Source organism: Thioalkalivibrio sp. ALMg11 (assembly GCF_000377905.1).
GTDB lineage: Bacteria > Pseudomonadota > Gammaproteobacteria > Ectothiorhodospirales > Ectothiorhodospiraceae > Thioalkalivibrio.
On record NZ_KB898871.1, the window covers coordinates 12,399 to 30,000 of the forward strand.

17 protein-coding genes, 2 rRNA genes and 1 pseudogene (1 of these 20 running past the window's edge) are annotated in these 17,602 nt (G+C 65.4%); 9 read left to right on the forward strand and 11 right to left on the reverse strand.

The genetic code is table 11. The annotated features are described in order from the left end of the window. The first annotated feature begins 4 nt into the window (after nt 1–4). Both D578_RS0100075 and radA read left to right on the forward strand, forming a co-directional pair. Nucleotides 5–1,291: an HlyC/CorC family transporter gene (locus D578_RS0100075; protein ID WP_018947987.1), complete on the forward strand. Its 1,287-nt coding sequence runs from the start codon at nt 5–7 to the stop codon at nt 1,289–1,291. After that, nucleotides 1,291–2,637, forward strand: a complete 1,347-nt coding sequence (radA, locus tag D578_RS0100080; RefSeq protein ID WP_018947988.1) for a DNA repair protein RadA — start codon at nt 1,291–1,293, stop codon at nt 2,635–2,637. The genes D578_RS0100075 and radA overlap by 1 nt, the downstream gene beginning before the upstream one ends. Before the next feature lie 299 nt (nt 2,638–2,936). Here the strand turns inward: radA and D578_RS16270 are convergent. The 5 genes and pseudogenes from D578_RS16270 to D578_RS0100100 all read right to left on the reverse strand — a co-directional run bounded on the left by D578_RS16270 (nt 2,937) and on the right by D578_RS0100100 (nt 6,580). Continuing rightward, nucleotides 2,937–3,193 (reverse strand): annotated as a pseudogene (locus tag D578_RS16270) (hypothetical protein). A 429-nt stretch (nt 3,194–3,622) separates the two neighbouring features. Beyond that, entirely contained in the window at nt 3,623–4,234 is a 612-nt protein-coding gene (locus D578_RS0100085) for a DUF3501 family protein (RefSeq protein ID WP_018947989.1), read from the reverse strand. Nucleotides 4,235–4,281: 47 nt separating this feature from the next. After that, on the reverse strand, nt 4,282–4,584 hold the full coding sequence (locus D578_RS0100090; protein ID WP_018947990.1) for an encapsulin-associated ferritin-like protein: 303 nt from the start codon (nt 4,582–4,584) through the stop codon (nt 4,282–4,284). 65 nt (nt 4,585–4,649) lie between these two features. Next, nucleotides 4,650–6,002, reverse strand: coding sequence for a heterodisulfide reductase-related iron-sulfur binding cluster (locus tag D578_RS0100095; protein WP_018947991.1), 1,353 nt, complete (start codon nt 6,000–6,002; stop codon nt 4,650–4,652). Nucleotides 6,003–6,160: 158 nt separating this feature from the next. Then, nucleotides 6,161–6,580 carry a rubrerythrin family protein gene (locus D578_RS0100100; protein WP_018145308.1) on the reverse strand — a complete coding sequence of 140 codons (420 nt, stop codon included), beginning with the start codon at nt 6,578–6,580 and terminating at the stop codon, nt 6,161–6,163. Nucleotides 6,581–6,817: 237 nt separating this feature from the next. Here D578_RS0100100 and D578_RS0100105 point away from each other — a divergent pair, with 237 nt between their 5' ends. Genes D578_RS0100105 through queD form a run of 4 tightly spaced genes read left to right on the forward strand, consistent with a single transcriptional unit; the run spans nt 6,818 to nt 10,368 of the window. Continuing rightward, nucleotides 6,818–7,123, forward strand: a complete 306-nt coding sequence (locus D578_RS0100105) for an exodeoxyribonuclease VII small subunit (protein ID WP_018947992.1) — start codon at nt 6,818–6,820, stop codon at nt 7,121–7,123. 10 nt (nt 7,124–7,133) lie between these two features. Then, complete coding sequence (gene ispA / locus D578_RS0100110; protein ID WP_018947993.1) at nt 7,134–8,027, forward strand: (2E,6E)-farnesyl diphosphate synthase; 894 nt, start codon at nt 7,134–7,136, stop codon at nt 8,025–8,027. Between the two features lie 14 nt (nt 8,028–8,041). Continuing rightward, nucleotides 8,042–9,943: a 1-deoxy-D-xylulose-5-phosphate synthase gene (gene dxs / locus D578_RS0100115; protein ID WP_018947994.1), complete on the forward strand. Its 1,902-nt coding sequence runs from the start codon at nt 8,042–8,044 to the stop codon at nt 9,941–9,943. A 41-nt stretch (nt 9,944–9,984) separates the two neighbouring features. Next, nucleotides 9,985–10,368 carry a 6-carboxytetrahydropterin synthase QueD gene (gene queD / locus D578_RS0100120; RefSeq protein WP_018947995.1) on the forward strand — a complete coding sequence of 128 codons (384 nt, stop codon included), beginning with the start codon at nt 9,985–9,987 and terminating at the stop codon, nt 10,366–10,368. A 167-nt stretch (nt 10,369–10,535) separates the two neighbouring features. Here the strand turns inward: queD and D578_RS0100125 are convergent, their stop codons facing one another. The 3 genes from D578_RS0100125 to D578_RS0100135 form a co-directional block, all read right to left on the reverse strand. Continuing rightward, on the reverse strand, nt 10,536–11,954 hold the full coding sequence (locus D578_RS0100125; RefSeq protein WP_018947996.1) for a PhoH family protein: 1,419 nt from the start codon (nt 11,952–11,954) through the stop codon (nt 10,536–10,538). Nucleotides 11,955–11,988: 34 nt separating this feature from the next. Further along, on the reverse strand, nt 11,989–12,465 hold the full coding sequence (locus tag D578_RS0100130) for a peroxiredoxin (protein WP_018947997.1): 477 nt from the start codon (nt 12,463–12,465) through the stop codon (nt 11,989–11,991). A 68-nt stretch (nt 12,466–12,533) separates the two neighbouring features. Continuing rightward, nucleotides 12,534–13,088 (reverse strand): glycine cleavage system protein R, encoded by a 555-nt coding sequence (locus D578_RS0100135; RefSeq protein ID WP_018947998.1) that lies wholly within the window; start codon nt 13,086–13,088, stop codon nt 12,534–12,536. A gap of 270 nt (nt 13,089–13,358) precedes the next feature. Here D578_RS0100135 and dapA point away from each other — a divergent pair, with 270 nt between their 5' ends. Genes dapA through D578_RS0100150 form a run of 3 tightly spaced genes read left to right on the forward strand, consistent with a single transcriptional unit; the run spans nt 13,359 to nt 16,204 of the window. Further along, complete coding sequence (gene dapA / locus D578_RS0100140; protein WP_018947999.1) at nt 13,359–14,237, forward strand: 4-hydroxy-tetrahydrodipicolinate synthase; 879 nt, start codon at nt 13,359–13,361, stop codon at nt 14,235–14,237. Between the two features lie 8 nt (nt 14,238–14,245). Beyond that, nucleotides 14,246–15,412 carry an outer membrane protein assembly factor BamC gene (gene bamC, locus D578_RS0100145; RefSeq protein ID WP_018948000.1) on the forward strand — a complete coding sequence of 389 codons (1,167 nt, stop codon included), beginning with the start codon at nt 14,246–14,248 and terminating at the stop codon, nt 15,410–15,412. 21 nt (nt 15,413–15,433) lie between these two features. After that, nucleotides 15,434–16,204, forward strand: a complete 771-nt coding sequence (locus D578_RS0100150) for an MBL fold metallo-hydrolase (RefSeq protein WP_018948001.1) — start codon at nt 15,434–15,436, stop codon at nt 16,202–16,204. A gap of 165 nt (nt 16,205–16,369) precedes the next feature. Here the strand turns inward: D578_RS0100150 and D578_RS0100155 are convergent, their stop codons facing one another. The 3 genes from D578_RS0100155 to D578_RS0100165 all read right to left on the reverse strand — a co-directional run. Next, the gene (locus D578_RS0100155) at nt 16,370–16,576 is read right to left on the reverse strand and encodes a hypothetical protein (protein WP_018948002.1); all 207 of its coding nucleotides are present in this window, start codon (nt 16,574–16,576) and stop codon (nt 16,370–16,372) included. Nucleotides 16,577–16,719: 143 nt separating this feature from the next. Beyond that, nucleotides 16,720–16,835, reverse strand: a 5S ribosomal RNA gene (rrf, locus tag D578_RS0100160). A gap of 111 nt (nt 16,836–16,946) precedes the next feature. Then, nucleotides 16,947–17,602, reverse strand: a 23S ribosomal RNA gene (locus D578_RS0100165) (it continues 2,222 nt past the right edge of the window).

The following is a 17,602-nucleotide window of genomic DNA, read 5'->3' on the forward strand; positions in this document are numbered from 1 at the left end:
ACCCTTGCAAGAGATCCCGCTGTACGTCCTGTTCGGCGCCCTGGTGGTGCTGTTCCTGCTGTCGGCGTTCTTCTCCGGCTCGGAGACAGCGTTGATGGCATTGAACCGCTATCGCATGCGCCACCGCGCGCAGACCGGCCATCGCGGCGCCCAACGCGCCGCGCGGCTGCTGGAGAAACCGGATCGACTGATCGGACTGATCCTGCTGGGCAACAATTTCGTCAACATCATGATCGCGCAGATCGCCACCTTCATCGGCTGGCGCCTGTTCGGCGATACCGGCGTGGCCATCGCCACCGGCGTGCTGACCCTGACCCTGCTGATCTTCGCCGAGACCGCACCGAAGACCCTCGCCGCGCTGCACAGCGAACGTGTCGCCTACCCCGCCGCCTGGGTCTATTCCGGACTGATCAAGGTGATGTGGCCGGTGGTCTGGATGATCAACCTGATGGCGAACGGCGTGCTGCGCCTGTTCGGCGTCCATATGAATGCCGACCAGCGCGCCGCACTGAACACCGATGAACTGCGCAGCGTGGTCTCCGAGGCCGGCGCGCTGATCCCGGCCAACCACCAGCGCATGCTCCTGAACCTGCTGGATCTGGAGCGCACCACGGTCGAGGACATCATGATCCCGCGCAACGAGATCGTGGTGATCGACCTGAACGAACCCTGGAACGAGGTCGAGGACCAGCTGATCCACGGCAGCTTCACCCGCCTGCCGGTGGTGGAGGGCGAGCTGGACCACATCGTCGGCTTCGTCCACCGCCGCGACGTCCTGCCGCTGGTCGAGCGCGATGCGTTCGGCCCCGACGACCTGCGCCAGGTCCTGACCCCGCCCTACTTCATTCCCGAAGGCACGGCGCTCAACCGCCAGCTGATCAACTTCCAGCAGCAGAAGAAGCGCATCGGCCTGGTGGTGGACGAGTACGGCGATATCGAGGGGCTGATCACGCTGGAGGACCTGCTGGAGGAGATCGTCGGCGAGTTCACCACCGATTCCCCGGCGATGGGTGACGACGTCCTGCGTCAGGACGACGGCTCGGTCATGGTCGACGGCGGCATTCACCTGCGCGAACTGAACCGGGCCCTGGGCCTGGACCTGCCACAGGACGGCCCGAAGACCCTCAGCGGACTGATCGTCGAACACCTGGAGAGCATCCCCGAGGCGCCGGTGAGTGTGAAGATCAATGGCGTGGTGATGGATATCGCCCAGATCAAGAACAACACCATCCGCACCGTGCGCGTAGTCGCGCCCGACCTGCCGGAAGCCCCGGCGCAAAAGGCCCCCTGATGGCAAAGAGCAAGACTCAGTACGTATGCCAGTCGTGCGGTGCGATCAGCCCCAAATGGGCTGGCCAGTGCGGCGACTGCGGCGCTTGGAACACGCTGGAGGAGGCCGCGCCGGCCGCCAGCGCCGGACCGCGCGGTGGGTATGCCGGCGCGGTCGCCGGCATTACCCGCCTGGGCGAGGTCGAGCTGGCCGAGGTACCGCGCACCAGCACCGGGTTGTCGGAACTGGATCGCGCCCTGGGGGGCGGCCTGGTACACGGGTCAGTGGTGCTGCTGGGCGGCGACCCGGGGATCGGAAAGTCCACCCTGCTGCTGCAGACGCTGGCCATGCTGCCCATCGGCGACACGCTCTACGTGACTGGCGAGGAATCGGCCCAACAGATCGGCATGCGCGCCCGACGCCTGGGCCTGGAGGTCGACGGGCTGCGCCTTCTGACCGAGACCCAGGTGGAGAACGTGATCGCCACCTGCGAACGCGAACGCCCGCGCGTACTGGTCATCGACTCCATCCAGACCCTCTACACCGCCGCGCTGCAGTCCGCCCCCGGCTCGGTCGGCCAGGTGCGCGAGAGCGCCGCGGCGCTGGTGCGCATGGCCAAGCAGCGCGGCATCACCGTGATCCTGGTCGGGCATGTGACCAAGGACGGCCAGCTTGCCGGGCCGCGCGTGCTGGAGCACATGGTCGATACCGTGCTCTATTTCGAGGGCGACCCGGACGGGCGCTACCGCATGCTGCGGGCGGTAAAAAATCGCTTCGGCGCGGTGAACGAATTGGGCGTGTTCGCGATGCTGGAGAACGGGCTAAAGGCCGTCTCCAACCCGTCCGCGATCTTCCTGTCACGCCACCAGGGCCCGGTGCCCGGCAGCGTCGTCATGGTCACCCGCGAGGGCACGCGCCCGTTGCTGGTCGAGGTGCAGGCGCTGGTCGCCGAGAGCCATGCCTCGCAGCCGCGGCGTATCACCGTGGGGCTGGAGCAGAACCGGCTGACCATGCTGCTGGCCGTGCTGCACCGTCATGGCGGTGTTGCCCTGTTCGACCAGGACGTGTTCATCAACGTGGTCGGCGGCGTACGCGTGACCGAGACCGCCGCCGACCTCCCGATGCTGGCGGCCGCGTTGTCGAGCTACCGCGATCGCGCGCTGCCGCAGGAGCTGCTGGCATTCGGGGAGGTCGGCCTGGCCGGCGAGATCCGCCCGGTTCCGAATGGCGAGGAACGCCTGCGCGAGGCGGCCAAGCATGGCTACACCCGCGCCATCGCGCCGGCCGCCAACGCCCCGCGCAAGCCGATCAAGGGGATGGAGGTCATCCCCGTCGCGCGCCTCTCCGAAGTCCTCGACGCCCTGTAGCGCCTGCCGCCCGTCAGGTGTTGGCCGGGCCGGGTTCGCCGACCGCGGTTACGATGCCTACGACCCGCTGCCTGCCCAATTGTGGCTAGCCCTGGTTCGGCATCCGGTGTTTACGTGCCTTCGTCCGGCCGCCTGCCACGCGCTCTCTCGCGAGCGCACCGCGCCCGTTTTTGATCAACAACTGGCTTTCTTGCTTGCCCAAGAAAGTACCCAAAGAAGGGCACCCGGATTTCGCCCGGGAACCTCGCTCCGGACGCGCTGGGCCGGCGGCGCTGAACTCGCTACGCCTTCGGCTCCGCTCAGGCATCCAGCGCCTTCTCCCGGCCCATCACGCCCTCCGCGAGGGGCTCCATACGGGAGGAGAAGGTCAAAACAGGCAGTATTCCGTAGGGTGCCGTTGAGCGCAGCGAAACGCACCGTTCCCCACGCCGCGCGAAACCCTGATGCGATTCGCTTCGCTCATCACATCCTACGCCCCCGGCGCCCGCTTCGCGGGTGCGGCACGCCATGGCCGCAGGCCGAGCGTGCCCAAGATGCTCGAAGACCTAGCCTCCATCCATGAGCACAAACGCCGGAATCGCCGTTGTTTGAACCTTCCCCCGTTGTCGTCGCGCCGAGTGGAGAGGGTTTTCGCGGGACGATTCTAAATGGACACGGGGCGCTGGATGCCTGAGCGGAGCCGAAGGCGCAGCGAGTTCAGCGCCGCGCGCGAAAAGCCTCGGAGCGAGGGAAACCCCGGCCCGCGCAGCGGGCCGGGGTCGCGGCAGTCGGGCGTGTTTCTTGGGTACTTCTTTGCACGAGCAAAGAAGCCCGTTGTTGATCAAAAACGGGCGCGGCGCGCTGGCGAGTGAGCGCGTGGCAGGCGGCCGGACGAAGGCACGTAAACACCGGATGACGAACCAGGACCAGCCTCAGGACGGCCGGCAAAGATCAGGCACAAAAAAGGCGCCCATGGGCGCCTTTCGATGCGCAGGAGTCCGCGGCGTTAGTTGATGGCGTCGAGGTCGGCGGCGAGCGACTCGCGGGTGCCTTCGGCGACCGCGTCCAGTCGATGGTTGTAGTTCTCGTGCTCCACGCCCATGGCAATGGCGGCACCCGACTTCGCCGCCGAGACCATCTCGGGCGTCAGCTCGAAGCGCAGGAAGTGCACCGACGAGGTCTTCTCGTCCGTCTCACGATCAAGGTCCTCGTTCGCGATCGGGTGGACCTTGTCATAGCCCTCGACCTGCACGTAGGTCTTGCGCTCGATCCCGATCAGCCTGGACAGCTGCACCTTGCGCTCGGCCTCATCCGGGTACTCGACCATCATGGTCGCCTTCCAGTTGGAGCCGTCCGGGATCAATGGGTTGTAGGAGTCCAGCTCTTCCTGGATGCCGTCGGCGTCGAAGATCTTCTCGACCCGCAGCATCTCCTGGATCTGGTACTGCATGGTCTTGCGGTCCTCGAAGTGCAGGCTCACGGCCGGGCCCACCTGCACGACGCGGTTGCGCTTGTGCTGCATTACCTCGTTGCGGAACTGGGGCCGCATCTCGTGGTACTTCTCCAGCGAATACAGGTCTTCACGACTCAGCTTGTCCACACTTGCCTCCATCTTCATCTCGATACCTCCATCTCGCCGGACAGGTCCGGCAGGACCGGCACACCTCAGTGATCGTGGTGCCCCGTCTTGGTGTAGTCCTTGTCGGACCAGAGGTTGTCTTTCAGTTCACGATCGAACACCGGGTTATGGCGGCGGATCCACTCCAGCACCATCGCCGCGTGCTCGATCTCCTCGTCACGGTTGTGCGCGAGGATTGCCTTGAGTTCGTCGTCCTTGCAGCCGTCGATGCGCTGCTGGTACCAGTCCACCGCCTCGAGTTCTTCCATCAACGAGACGATCGCGCGATGCATCTCGCGCGACTCGTCGCTCAGTTCCTCGACCGGTTCGTGGTAGCTGTCACTCGCCATGTTCTTTCTCCGTTCGCGGGCGCTCACTCACGCCCTTGCTGGTCCTTGTGTGCCGCCGCGGCGGCCTAAAGCCCGTAAGCCTGGCGCAACAGGGTCAGCGGGTGCTCGGGCGCCTTGTCTTCGCCCTTGCCCTGCAGCCCGTTCTCGATCATGTGGCCGGCCATCGGGCAGTCGCTCGAATAGTGATCGGCCTCGGCCTTCTGGACCCGGCTGACCACCGGACGGCAAATCTTGGATGCCGTCTCGTAGAATTCGCTCTTCACCCCGTAGGTGCCGTCGTGTCCGGAGCAGCGTTCGATCACGTCGATCTCCGTCTCCGGCACCAGTTTGAGCAGATCGCGGGTCTTGAGCCCCATGTTCTGCACCCGCAGGTGGCAGGCGGCGTGGTAGGCGATCTTGCCGAGCTTCTCGGGGAAGTCGGTGTTCAGCTTGCCGTCCTTGTGCCGTTCCATCAGGTACTCGAACGGATCGAAGATGCGGTCGCGCACCGCGGCCACGTCCGCATCTTCGGGGAACATCAACGGCAGTTCCTGCTTGAACATCAGCACGCAGGACGGGACCGGGGCAACGATGTCGTAGCCCTGATCGATCATGCGCTTCATCGCCGGGATGTTCGCGTCCTTGGAGGCCTCGACCGACGCCAGGTCGCCCAGTTCGAGCTTGGGCATGCCGCAGCATTGTTCCTTGTCGACCAGGGTGACCTCGATACCGTTGTGCTCGAAGACCTTGACCAGGTCCTCGACCAGATGCGGCTCGTTGTAGTTGCCGTAGCAGGTCGCGTAGAGGGCGACTTTGCCCTGGGTCTTGCCGGCCGGCTCCGGGTTGCTCACGCCCTTCGCGGCCTTGGCGAGGCGCGAGCGGCCCTTGCTGGAGTGGTATTCGGGGACCGGGGCGTTCGGGTGCACGCCCATGGTCTTGTCCAGCAGCTTGCGCACCGCGCCGTTCTTGTTTGCGGCATTGACCGCACCGGCCACCACCGGGATGCCCGCCAGCTTGCCGACCGTGTCGGTACTGGACATCAGCTTGTGCGAAGTCTTCGCGCCCTCGTTCTGATAGCGCACCGCCTTGGCCCGCAGCATCAGATGCGGGAAGTCCACATTCCACTCATGCGGCGGCACGTAGGGGCACTTGGTCAGGTAACACAGATCACACAGGTAACAGTGATCGACCACCTTCCAGTAGTCCTTCTTGTCGACCCCGTCGACCTCGAGGGTCTCGGATTCATCGACCAGGTCGAACAGGGTCGGAAAGGAATTGCAGAGGCTGACGCAGCGCCGGCAGCCGTGGCAGATATCGAAGACCCTCTCGAGTTCGGCGTACAGCGACTCCTCGTTGTAGAACTCGGGGTTCTTCCAGTCGAGTGGATGACGGGTCGGGGCTTCGAGATTTCCTTCACGTTGGTGCGTCGGCGCAGACATGCATCCCTCCGGTGTCCGTATCAGTACGATGCTTCGAGGGAAACACGGAACAGCATGCGAGGCGAACCGCAGTCAGCCGCGCCACAGGCTGTTCCGTATCTCCCGGGAAAACGGGGCCGGCGGACCGGCCCCGCATACTTCACAGTACTGCGAGACGATCAGTCGTCCAGCTGGTCCAGCGCCTTCTGGAAACGGTTGGCGTGGGAACGCTCCGCCTTGGCCAGGGTTTCGAACCAGTCGGCGACTTCGTCGAAGCCTTCATCGCGGGCGGTCTTGGCCATGCCCGGGTACATGTCGGTGTACTCGTGGGTCTCGCCGGCGACGGCGGTCTTCAGGTTGGCGGAGGTGGGGCCGAACTCCAGGCCAGTGGCCGGATCGCCGCAGCTCTCGAGGTACTCGAGGTGGCCGTGGGCGTGGCCGGTTTCACCTTCCGCAGTGGAACGGAACACGGTGGCGACGTCGTTGTAGCCCTCGACGTCCGCCTTGGAAGCGAAGTACAGGTAACGACGATTGGCCATCGATTCGCCGGCAAATGCCTCTTTCAGGGCTTCTTCGGTCTTGCTGCCTTTCAGGTCCATGGTGCTCTCCTTCTCTCTGGATAAGTTCTACACAACCACAGGAATGCCTGTGCAGACGGGTGCTTAGACTCGGTCTAAACCGTACGAAAACTCTAGTCGGCACCCCGTTCAGTGTCAACCGGAATCCCTGCGGTTCATGGGGGCGGCGGCGCCACAAACAAGGGCTGCCATGCGGCACGCCTTTCCTCGCCGCAGCGGATCGGATACTTTCTCACCTTTTCGACTTGGTAATCCATCATGACCGACTCGTCCAGCGCCGACAGCCCGGCGGAATTCGAAGCCAGCCTGGAGGCCCTGGAGGCCCTGGTCGCCCGGATGGAGTCCGGCGAGCTGGGCCTGGAACAGTCGCTGGGTGAATTCCAGCGCGGCATGGAGCTGGTCAACCGCTGCCAGCAGGCGCTCGACGACGCCCAGCGCCGAATCGAGGCCCTGGCCCAGGAAGCACCTTCCGGCGCCGCTGCCCAGAATGACCACAACGCAAGCCCCAATGTTCCCAGGACACCGGAGCCACACGACACGACGGACCCCGATGTCCCGTTCTAGCGAGCCGCCATTGACCGCCACCGACCCCGCGCAGGCCCTGAACGATTACCAGCAACGCATCGAGACCGTCCTCGACCGCCACCTGGGCGCGGACGACGCCCCCGCCGCGCGCCTGATCGAGGCGATGCGCTACGCCACGCTGTCCGGCGGCAAGCGCCTGCGCCCGGTCCTGGTCTACGCGGCCGGGCGCACGACCGGTGCCCCGGAACCCGCACTGGACGCCATGGCCGCGGCGGTGGAGATGATCCACGTCTATTCGCTAATCCATGATGACCTGCCGGCGATGGACGACGACGATCTGCGTCGCGGGCGACCGACCTGCCACAAGGCCTTCGACGAGGCCACCGCCATCCTCGCCGGGGATGCCCTGCAGGCCCTGGCCTTCGACATCCTGACCGATGGCGTCGCGGAACTGCCCGGGCCGACCGGGCTGAACGCGGTGCGCGAGCTCGCGAGCGCCGCCGGCCTGCACGGCATGGCGGGTGGCCAGGCGATCGACCTCGGGGCCTGCGGCCAGCCCATCGACCTGCCGGAACTGGAACGCATGCACCGGCTGAAGACCGGCGCCCTGATCCGCGCCTCGGTGCGGCTGGGGGCGCTGGCCGGCACGCCCGACCCCGACGCCCTGGAGCGCCTGACACGCTACGCCGAATGCATCGGCCTGGCCTTCCAGATCCGTGACGACGTCCTCGACGTGGAAGGCGACCCCGAAGTCCTGGGCAAGGCCTGTGGCGCGGATGCCCGGCTGCACAAGCCCACCTTCCCCTCGCTGCAGGGCCTGGAGGCCTCGCGCGAGCGGGCGGTGGCCCTGGTCGACGAGGCACTGACCGAGCTGCAACCCTTCGGTCAGGAGGCGGACTTGCTTCGCTTCCTGGCGCGGTACATCGTCGATCGCATGAATTGAACCGGCCCGCCCAGATGACCCCCACACCCCTGCTGGATGCAATCGAATGGCCCGCCGACCTGCGGGAACGCCCGGCCTCGGAACTCGCCGGGGTGGCCGACGAACTGCGCCAGTTCCTGATCGAGAGCGTCTCGCGCACCGGCGGCCATCTCGCCGCCAACCTCGGCACGGTGGAACTCGCGATCGCGCTGCACTACGCGTTCAACACCCCCGACGACCGCATCATCTGGGACGTCGGCCACCAGGCCTATGCCCACAAGATCCTGACCGGACGCCAGGCCGACATGGCCCGCCTGCGCCAGTACGGTGGCCTGGCGGGCTTCCCCAAGCGCGCGGAGAGCGAATACGACGCCTTCGGGGCGGGGCACTCCAGCACCTCCATCAGCGCCGCCGCCGGCATGGCCCTGGCAGCGAAGCACGCCGGGCTGGACCGGCGCCACGTGGCAGTGATCGGCGACGGCGCCATGACCGCGGGCATGGCCTTCGAGGCGCTGAACCACATCGGCGATCTCGACTGCAATCTGCTGGTCATCCTGAACGACAACGACATGTCGATCTCGCCCAACGTCGGCGCGCTCAACCAGTACTTCACCCGGCTGCTGTCCGGCCCCCTGTACAGCTCGGTGCGCGAAGGCTCCAAGCGCATGCTGGAGTTCGTCCCGCCGATGAAGGCCTTTGCCCAGCGCGCCGAGGAACACATGAAGGGCATGTTCGTGCCCGGCACGCTGTTCGAGGAGCTGGGCTTTCGCTACTTCGGCCCGGTAGATGGCCACGACGTGAACGGCCTGGTCTCGATCCTGAAGAACCTGCGCGGCACCCACGGGCCGCAGCTGCTACACGTGGTCACGCGCAAGGGCCAGGGCTACGCACCGGCGGAGGAAGACCCCTGCCGCTACCACGGCGTCTCCAAGTTCGAGCCGGAAAACGGCCTCGCCCCGACCGCCCCGAAGGCCCCCAGCTACACCGACATCTTCAGCCAGTGGCTTTGCGACCAGGCCGTGGCCGACGAGCGGCTACTCGGCATCACCCCGGCAATGCGCGAGGGCTCCGGCCTGGTCGCGTTCTCCGAACAATTCCCGCAGCGCTATTTCGACGTCGGGATCGCCGAGCAGCATGCCGTCACCCTGGCCGCGGGCATGGCCTGCGAGGGCCAGAAACCCGTGGTTGCGATCTACTCGACCTTCCTGCAACGGGCGATGGACCAGGTAATCCACGACGTCGCACTGCAGAACCTGCCGGTGCTGTTCGCGGTGGACCGCGCCGGGATCGTCGGCGCCGACGGCCCGACCCATGCCGGCACCTTCGACACCGCCTTGCTGCGCACGGTCCCCAACCTGCTGCTGATGGCCCCCGCCAACGAACGCGAGTGCCGCCAGATGCTGTCCACCGGCTACGCCCACGACGGCCCGGCGGCGGTGCGCTATCCGCGCGGTGGCGGGCCCGGCGAACTGCCGGAGGGCGGCAGCGAGGATCTGGAGACATTGCCGGTCGGGCGCGCCGAGGTCGTGCGCGAGGGCCGGGGTCTGGCCATCCTCAGCTTCGGCGCGCTGCTGGAGACCGCCCTGGCGGCCGGCGAGGCGCTGGATGCCACCGTGGTCAACATGCGCTTCATCAAGCCCCTGGATACGGCTCTTCTGGCGCAACTGGCCGCCAGCCACCAGGGCTTCGTGACGCTCGAGGATCATGCGCGCGCCGGTGGCGCCGGCAGCGCAGTACTGGAGTGGCTCTCGGCCGAAGGGCTGACCCGGCCCTGCCAGGTACTGGGCATCCCGGATGCCTTCACCGAGCATGGCTCGCGCGAGCAGATCCTCGCCGATTGCGGCCTCGACACGGCGGGCGTACTGGCCGCGATTCGCCACGCCTTCGGGCTGGAGAATTGCGCGGACGACGGCGGCCGGATAGGCTTCGCGGGCTAATCAAACCCCGGCCGCCATGGCCGCTCGCCCGGAAAACGATCATGAGTGCCCGTTACACCCTTCGCGTCCTGACCGATTTTGCCTCCGCGCATACCCTGCGCGATTACCCGGGGCAGTGCGCGAACATGCACGGTCACAACTGGAAGGTAGAGGCCGAGGTCCAGGCCGAGACCCTGGACGACGCCGGCATGGCGGTGGACTTCAAGGTGGTCAAGACCGCTGCGCGCGAGATCGCCGGGCAGCTGGACCACCGCTACCTGAACGATGTCCCCCCGTTTGACACGGTCAATCCAACGGCCGAGAACATCGCGCAGTGGTTCTACCGGGAGATGGCCGGGCGCCTGAACCGTCCGGGGCTGCGCATGCACGCGCTGACCCTGTGGGAGACCGACCGCGCCTGCGTCCGCTACAGCGAAGACGGCTAAGCCCCACTCGCTCCACCAATCCCCGCGCCCCACCAATGGCACCGTCATTGCGAGGATCCGCAGGCGACGCGGCAACCTCCATCCGGAACCACCAGATCCTGGCTCGTTGCCAGCTTCGGGAGATTACTCGCTTCGCTCCTCGCAATGACCGGGGAGCAATCCGATCCCTACAAGTGGTTCGAGGCGTAATCCGCCAACCGCGAACGTTCCCCGCGCGTCAGGGTGATATGCCCGCTGTGGGTCCAGTTGCGGAAGCGATCGACCACGTAGGTCAGCCCCGATGAGGTCTCGGTCAGGTACGGGGTGTCGATCTGCGCGATATTCCCCAGCGCCACCACCTTGGTCCCCGGTCCGGCGCGGGTGATCAGGGTCTTCATCTGCTTGGAGGTCAGGTTCTGCGCCTCGTCGAGGATGATGTAGCGGTTGAGGAAGGTGCGCCCGCGCATGAAGTTCAGCGAGCGGATCTTGATGCGACTGGTCAGGACGTCGTTGGTGGCCATGCGCCCCCAGTCCCCCGCGCCCTCGGACTTGGCCAGCACCTCCAGGTTGTCCATCAGCGCACCCATCCACGGGGTCATCTTCTCCTCTTCGGTGCCGGGCAGGAAGCCAATGTCCTCCCCCACCGGGACCGTGACCCGGGTCATGATGATCTCTTTGTAGGTGTTGTCCTCCAGCGTCTGCGCAAGCCCGGCGGCCAGGGTCAGCAAGGTCTTCCCGGTACCGGCGGCCCCCAGCAGCGAGACGAAGTCCACCTCCGGGTCCATCAGCAGGTTCAGGGCGTAGTTCTGTTCGCGGTTGCGGGCGTTGATGCCCCAGACACTGTGGCGCGGGGTCATGTAGTCATCCACCAGCTCGATCACGGCGGACTCGTTCGGCTGGTCGATCTCCAGCACGATCGCGGACAGCGGGTTCTCGCCTTCGCGATAGACAAACTGGTTGGGCCGCCACTCGGCCACCAGCGGGCCGGTCACGCGGTAGTAGGTGCGGCCGGACTCCTGCCAGGAATCCATCTTGGTACCGTGCGTCTCCCAGAAGTCCGCCGGCAGTTCGGTCATGCCGGAGAACAGCAGGCTGACGTCGTCCAGCACCTGGTCGTTGTAGTAGTCCTCCGCATGCAGGCCGATCACTGTGGCCTTGATACGCAGGTTGATGTCCTTGGATACCAGCGTCACCGGGGTGTCGGGATACTCGGTCTTCAGCGCCTGGGCAGTGGCGAGGATGTCATTGTCGGCCGAGGAACCCGGCAGCGAGGCCGGCAGGCTGGAGGACAGGTTGCGGGTCTGAAAGAACAGGCGGCCGGTGGGCGCGAACGTCGACTCGCTGAGCGAATCCGCCTGCAGCGGCAACCCGGCAGCAATCTGCTCGTGCTGGGCGCCGGTGGTGAGCTCGTCAATGAAGCGCGAGACCTGGCGTACGTTGCGCGCGACCTCGGAAACCCCCTTCTTGCCACGATCGAGTTCCTCGAGCACGACCATGGGCAGGAAGATGTCGTGCTCCTTGAAGCGGAACAGCGCCGTGGGGTCGTGCATCAGGACATTGGTGTCCAGGACGAGCAGGCGTTTCGGATCCTGGGCGGTCGCGTTCATGACACCTCCGGGGAGAAGTGGGGGAAGAGGAGGGTCAGCTCCCTGCGAGTTCGCGCACCGCGGCGAGGACCTCATCCACATGGCCCGGCACCTTGACCTTGCGCCACTCCTTGCGCAGTACGCCGTCGGCATCGATCACGAAGGTGGAACGTTCGATACCGCGGACCTGCTTGCCGTACATGTTCTTCATCTTGATGACGTCGAAGGCGTTGCACAGGGTCTCGTCGCCATCGCTCAGCAGATCGAAGGGCAGTTCCTGCTTGGCACGGAAGTTCTCGTGGCTTTTCACGCTGTCGCGCGAAACGCCGAGGATCACCGCACCGGCGGCGTCAAAGGCGGCCTGGTTGGCGGCAAAGTCCAGGCTCTCGTTGGTGCAGCCCGGGGTACTGTCCTTGGGGTAGAAATACAGGACCACGATGCGGCCCTTGAAGTCGGCCGGACCCAGGGTCTGGTCGCCGGTGGCCGGCACGCGCAGGTCGTCGGGTACTGGCTGGTCGATTGCGATGCTCATCAGGCGTTGCTCCTTGAGTAGAGGGCTTCAAAGTAGAAGACCGCGGACGCCACGCGAGCCCGGCCCGGTCAGGCCTTGATCGGGTCCAGCACACCGTCCACGTTCAGTTCGTCACAGAAGTCCATGAACTCGCCGCGCAGGCTGGCCAGGTGCTGCCCCGCGGGGATATCCACGACCATGTTGGCCGCAAACATGCGCGCCCCGGTCTGCTGGGCAATGTACACCCGGGTCTGGACGTCGCGCAGGTTCACGCCACGGCTGGTAAAGAAATCGGAGAGGGCATTCAGCAGGCCTGGGGCATCCAGCGCCACCGCGTCCACGGCATAGGGCATCGCCGCCTCGGGGCGCTCCTCCAGCGGGCCGCGACGGGCCACCACGACCAGCCCCATCTCCGCCTCCAGGCGCTGCAGACGGGACTCCAGGGTGCCCAGGGTCTTCCAGTTGCCACTGGCGCTAAGCGCCATGCAGCAGTAGCCACCCACGACCGTGATGCGACTGGATTCGAGATTGCAGCCGGTATCGGCGATCACGCGGGTCACGCTGGACACCAGACCGGGCTGATCGGGCCCGATCAGGTTGAGGATCAAGTGGGTATGGGTGCCCGCGCCAACCACCTCAGCCATGCGGCACCCGCCGGCTGCGCGCGAGGCAAGGGACGGGCAAGCACCCGGGGGTTCTCTGCGTGAAAGCGGCAACAGGCATGATGGCTCGCAACATACCACCTTGCCCCGGCGGCGCCAACGCAGGCGGGCCACTGGATCCGCGTCTCTTCGCGCCAAGGGAGGCGACCGGGTGCACGAAACATGAGGCGCGGCGAACACCCGGCCGAAGGAATCTTGAATGCCCTGTCACCCGCCCGTTAGACTGCACCATTACCGTTGTTGGAGGAGTCGATGTTTCAAGGCAGCATGGTCGCACTGGCGACCCCGATGCACACGGACGGCAGCCTGGACTGGCCGGCCCTGGATCGGCTCCTGGAATTCCACATCGAGGCCGGCACCGATGCCATTGTCGCCGTCGGCACCACCGGCGAATCCGCGACCCTCGATTTCGACGAGCACTGCGAGGCCATCGCCTACACGGTGAAGGCCGTCGCCGGGCGCCTGCCGGTGATCGCGGGTACCGGCGCGAACTCCACGCGCGAGGCGATCGCCCTGACCCGCTGCGCCAAGGAAGGCGGCGCCGATGCCTGCCTGCTGGTCTCTCCCTACTACAACAAGCCGACCCAGGAAGGCCTTTACCTGCACCACAAGGCCATTGCCGAGGCGGTGGACATCCCGCAGATCCTGTACAACGTGCCCGGCCGTACCGCAGTCGATCTACTCCCGGAAACGGTGGAGCGTCTCGCCGACATCCCGAACATCATCGGGCTCAAGGAAGCTACGGCCAGCAACGAGCGCACCGCCGATCTGGTCGCCCGTGTCGGCAACCGCATGGACCTCTACAGCGGGGATGATGGCAACGGACTGGCCTTCCTGCTCGCCGGCGGCCACGGGGTTATCTCCGTCACCGCCAACGTCGCACCGCAGCTGATGGCCGCCATGTGCCGCGCCGTGCGTGAAGGCCGCCCCGACGAGGCGCGCGAGATCAATCGCCAGTTGGACGGGCTGCATTCGGCCCTGTTCCTCGAGGCCAACCCGATTCCGGTCAAATGGGCGCTGCAACGTATGGGGCTCATGGAGGAAGGCATCCGCCTGCCTCTGACTCCGTTGTCCGAACCCTTCCATGCGCCGGTCCTGGACGCGATGCGCCAGGCCGGCATAGAGGTCTGATCCCCGACATGAAACAGTCTGCCAAGCTCCACCGCCACGCGACCCGCACCGCCCTTGCCCTGGCTACGGGCCTGGCCCTCGTCGGGTGCTCGACCTCCGGCGACCGCCAGTCCGGCCCCGAGTACGAAATGAGCCGGCAGATGGACAACCTCGAGGTCCCACCGGACCTGATCGCACCCGACAGCGAACGCGCCTACCGTATTCCGGACGCCCCGGGCGAACGGATCAGCGCCCGCGAGATGCAACAAGACTCCGCGGCCCGCCTGCAGCAGCGCCAGCCCGCCGGGGCAACCGCGCCGGTCCGCAGCGATGCCCGTGTGCTTCCGGAGTCCACCGAGATCCAGCTGATGCGCGAAGGCAGCGTCCGCTGGCTGAGTGTTGAGGTGGTCCCGGAGGATCTTTGGGAACGCCTGACTGCATTCTGGGACAGCCAGAACCTGCGCCTGGAGCGCAACGAACCCCAGGTCGGCGTCATGGAGACCGAATGGGCCGAAGACCGCGCCGGGATTCCGCTGCGGGGCACACAGAACATCTTCGCACGTGCCCTGGGTAACGTGTACGACGCCAACACGCGCGACAAATACCGCCTGCGCGTCGAACGCGACAATGGCCGCTCAGCCATCTACATCTCGCACCGAGGGGCCACGGAAGAACCCGAGGGCGAGACCTGGCGCTGGGCCATGCGCCCGTCCGATCCCGAACTAGAAGCCGAGATGCTTAATCGCCTGCGGGTATACCTCGCCACGGGCGAGATCCCCGAGGGCGGCACCCGGGTAGCCGAGACCATTGGCGACCGCCCGACTGAGCTGCACCAGACGGAACACGAAGGCCAACAGGTACTGGTGACGGGCAGCGACTTCGACCGCATGTGGTCGCAGATGGGCACCTACCTGGATCGCGCCGGCCTCCTGGTCGACGAGCAGGATCGCAGTACCGGGACCTTCGAAGTGACCTATCGCCCCGACATGGTCGGTGAGAGCGAACGCGGTGGCTTCTTCAGTCGAATCTTCGGGCGCGGCGGCGATCGTCGCGAGAACGAGCGCTATCAGATTCGTCTGACCGATATTGGCGACGGCGACCTGCGCATCGAGGCGCGCGACATCGATGGTGAGCCCCTTGGCCGCCGCGACGCCGAGTTCGTCCTGGAGCAGATCGAGCAGCAGATCCTTCGCTAGAACGCGGCGAGCCCGGCCACCGTGATCCGCTTCTGCTCCCTGGGCAGCGGGAGTTCCGGCAACGCCCTGGTGGTCGAGATCGGCTCTACCCGTCTGCTGGTGGATTGCGGATTCTCGATGCAGGAGCTGGAACGCCGCCTGTCCCGGGTCGACCTGACCCCACGGGACCTGACGGCCGTCCTGGTAACCCATGAGCACGCCGACCACATCGGCGCCACCGCGCCGCTATCCCGGCGTTACGGCCTCACTGTATTTACCAGCCCCGGCACCCGATTGGCCGCCCGCGACGCCGGTTTTGCCCACATCCAGGAGATCCAGGCGGATGCACCGCTGGAGATCGACGACGCCTGGGTGCAACCGTACACGGTACCGCACGACTCCCGCGAACCCATCCAGTTTGCGTTTTCCGACGGCGATCACCGCTTGGTCCTGATGACCGATGCCGGTCACATTTCTCCGCACATGGTCGAGGTGGCGGATGCAGCCGACGCCCTACTACTGGAGTGCAACCACGACCCTGCCATGCTCGCCGCCGGGCGGTACCCGGCATCGCTTAAGCGACGCATCTCGGGTGGTTACGGCCACCTGCCGAATCACGCGGCCACCGAGCTTCTCCACCGCATCGATCGCTCCAGGCTACGCCACGTGATCGGGATGCACCTGTCGAGTGACAACAACCACGAGGCGCTTGCACGCCAAGCGCTCGCCGACGGCCTTGGCTCCGAGCCATCCGAAACAGATATCGCGAGCCAGGATTACGGCTTCACGTGGCGAACCACGGCGCGAGCCTGAACCCGTTTACCAGTCCCAAGCCGTACCCCCCCTCACGTCACCCCGAGCACAGAGAACCATCGAAAGCTTGCGCCGTTCAACCAACGTCCCGTACGGACGCTCCGACTACCTGACACTGAAGCCAACCAGCGCTGCATTTCTCATCGCGGGCTCAAGCCCGTGTGATCACCGGCGCGACTCCCGAAGGAAGTACAGGCCACCGATCACGAAGGCCACGCCAATGAGTGTTGCCACTGGCCCACCAAATCCGGACCCCTCCCGGGGCGCGATAGGCGTGAAGGCCAACTGGCCGCCGAAAATCGCATAGAGCCCAATTCCCAGTAGGACCAGCCCCACCAGCACCAACCCTCCGTCCGTCCGCTTCTGTCTCATCCACCCTCCGTCTCTGCGCCTGCGCGCCTTCCAAACCGGCCACGGGCGACACACAGCAGACTTCACCATCAACTATGCGTGTCTGAAAACCACGCACAAAAAAAGCCCGGCCCCCAAAAAAGGGGACCGGGCTTCGGATTAATGCCTGGCGGTGACCTACTCTCACATGGGGAGACCCCACACTACCATCGGCGCAGAGCAGTTTCACTTCCGAGTTCGGGATGGGATCGGGTGGTTCCTACTCGCTATTGCCGCCAGACAAACTGGCTAGACCACGCGGACTGTTCCACGTCATCTAAATTCGGAATGCATTCTAGGCTTGTGTACGTAGCGATGTGCCAAACGAGACCACCAACACTTTGGGTGTTATATGGTCAAGCCTCACGGGCAATTAGTACTGGTTAGCTACACGCGTTACCGCGCTTCAACACCCAGCCTATCAACGTTGTAGTCTTCAACGGCCCTACAGGGACCTCGAGGGTCCAGGGAGATATCATCTTCAGGTGGGTTTCCCGCTTAGATGCTTTCAGCGGTTATCCCTTCCGCACTTAGCTACCCGGCAATGCCACTGGCGTGACAACCGGAACACCAGAGGTGCGTCCATCCCGGTCCTCTCGTACTAAGGACAGATCCTGTCAAATCTCCGACGCCCACGGCAGATAGGGACCGAACTGTCTCACGACGTTCTAAACCCAGCTCGCGTACCACTTTAAATGGCGAACAGCCATACCCTTGGGACCTGCTTCAGCCCCAGGATGTGATGAGCCGACATCGAGGTGCCAAACACTGCCGTCGATATGGACTCTTGGGCAGTATCAGCCTGTTATCCCCGGAGTACCTTTTATCCGTTGAGCGATGGCCCTTCCATACAGAACCACCGGATCACTAAGACCTGCTTTCGCACCTGCTCGACGTGTCTGTCTCGCAGTTAAGCACCCTTATGCCTTTGCACTCGTCGCGCGATTTCCGACCGCGCTGAGGGTACCTTCGCACTCCTCCGTTACTCTTTGGGAGGAGACCGCCCCA